Here is a 1,917-nt window from a genome sequence, read left to right as displayed (position 1 = left end):
GCAGGTCTCCTCGACCTCGGAGGAGCTCGCTTCGCAGGCCGAACAGCTTCAATCCACCATCTCGTTCTTCCGCATCGAGCACGCGACGCGCAAGGAGAATGCCGCGGCCGAGCCGATCGACCGCGCCGTCGGTCAGCTCCGGGCCAAGGCTGCGCACATGAAGGCTGCGCACATGGCCGCCGTGGATCGCGATACGAAGAAGCCGGTCCCCGTTCGCAAACCGGCGCGCGCGATGAAAGTCGCCGCTGGCGGCGGCTTCGCCTTCGACATGAACGACGGCGAAGACGACCGCGACGCCGAGTTCCAGCGCTGATCAGCCGGTCCGGCTTCATGCCGGACCGCATTCATTCGCCAACCTCCGGATCCTTGGACCGCATCATGGCCGCAACCTCGCAATATCTGACGCTCGGGCTCGCCGGCGAGACGTTCGGCATCAGCATCCGCAATGTCCGTGAGATCCTCGACATGCGGCCGATCTCGCGGCTTCCGCACGCCCCGAACTTCCTGCTCGGCATGATCGACGTGCGCGGCAGCGGCTATCCGATCGTCGACCTCCGGACCAAGCTCGCTCTGCCGAGCGTGCCGGCCACCGAAGCCACCCGCATCATCATCCTCGACGTGCCGATGAAGGGCCGTCTGGTCGGCGTCGGCTTCGTTGCCGACTGCGTGTTCGAGGTCACCGACATCGACGAGCAGGCGATCGAGCCGGTGCCAGAGGTCGGCGGGAAATGGCAATCCGACTATGCCGCCGGCATCGGCCGCAAGGGTGAGAAGTTCGTCGTGATCTTCGATCTCGCCAAGCTGATGGCCAACGACGAGGTTCCGGACGGACGCGACACGGCCACGGATGCGCCTCGCGCCGCCTGAGCCAGCAAAAGTGAAGCGTGGTGAAGCGTAAGCCCCCCAATTCGAACCAACGAGACTGACATGAGATTCACCGTCAAAGCCAAGCTTGCCACCGCCTTCGGCGTCGTCATCCTGCTGTCCATGATCGCCGGCGGCGTCGCGTATCTGAAGTTGAACGGCATGGTCGCGACGGCCGAGCATCTGTCTGCCCGTGCCGGCCGGCTCGCAAAGGTTGGCGAGCTTCAGGAGGCCGTCCTGCTTCAGGTGCGGGCCGAGAAGAACGCTATCCTTGCGGTGGAAGCCGACCAGGACAAGTTCATCGGCCAGATCGCCCAACTGCGCGAACGCGCCATGAAGGTGAAGGACGAGGTCACTTCCAGCGCGAGCGAGACCGGCAGGAAAATGATCGAGACTTTTGCCGTTGCCTACGCGAACTCCAACGCGGTACAGGATCAGACGCTTGCGCTCGCCAAACAGGACAAGGCCAGGGCGACCGAGCGGTCGATGACCGAGGGCCTGAAGGCCTCCACGCCGGCGCTCACGGCGGCGAGCGACTACATCAACTTTGTGAAGAAGCAGATGGCCGAGGAGAGCGAGCAGGCCAAAGTCGACGGCAGCCGCGCCATCCTGATTCTCGCTTCCCTGATCCTCGCGTCGCTCGTCATCGCCATCGCCGCCGCGGTCTGGATGGCTCTGAACATCAGCCGTTCGCTTTCCATGGCGGTCGGCCTCGCCGATGCGGTGGCAATCGGCGATCTCAGCCAGAAGATCGATTCGTTCAGCAATGACGAAATCGGCGACCTCATCAAGTCGCTGAATGCGATGACGGTCAACCTCAACCAGACCGCGGCCGTCGCCAACGAGATCGCGCAGGGCAACCTCACGGTCGAAGCCAAGCCGCTGTCGGACAAGGATACGCTGGGCCTGGCACTCGAACGCATGGTGGAAAAGCTTCGGCAGATCGTCGCAGAAGCCCTCACTGCGGCGCAGAACGTCTCCGCCGGCAGCCAGGAACTCTCCGCCAGCGCCGAGCAGCTCTCGCAGGGCGCGACCGAGCAGGCTTCGTCTGCC

The 1,917-nt window shown here is 64.3% G+C and carries 2 protein-coding genes and 1 pseudogene; all 3 read left to right on the top strand.

All coding sequences use genetic code 11. From position 1 onward, the window contains the following. A pseudogene (locus IC50_RS38040) lies at positions 1–313 on the top strand (methyl-accepting chemotaxis protein); the annotation flags it as partial. A gap of 65 nt (positions 314–378) precedes the next feature. Further along, positions 379–867 (top strand): chemotaxis protein CheW, encoded by a 489-nt coding sequence (locus IC50_RS38035; protein ID WP_035700202.1) that lies wholly within the window; start codon positions 379–381, stop codon positions 865–867. Positions 868–927: 60 nt separating this feature from the next. Then, positions 928–1,917, top strand: a 990-nt coding sequence (locus IC50_RS38030; RefSeq protein WP_035716778.1) for a HAMP domain-containing protein, incomplete at its 3' end; no start/stop codon positions are given.

The sequence above is a fragment of the Bradyrhizobium genomosp. I (2014) genome (genome assembly GCF_000261685.1).
Classification (GTDB): domain Bacteria; phylum Pseudomonadota; class Alphaproteobacteria; order Rhizobiales; family Xanthobacteraceae; genus Bradyrhizobium.
This window is presented reverse-complemented; position numbering and strand designations above follow the sequence as displayed.

What these genes read in the sequence shown, in the direction of transcription:
- IC50_RS38035 (WP_035700202.1), top strand. Translation starts at nt 379, where the DNA reads ATGGCCGCAACCTCGCAATATCTGACGCTCGGGCTCGCCGGCGAGACG.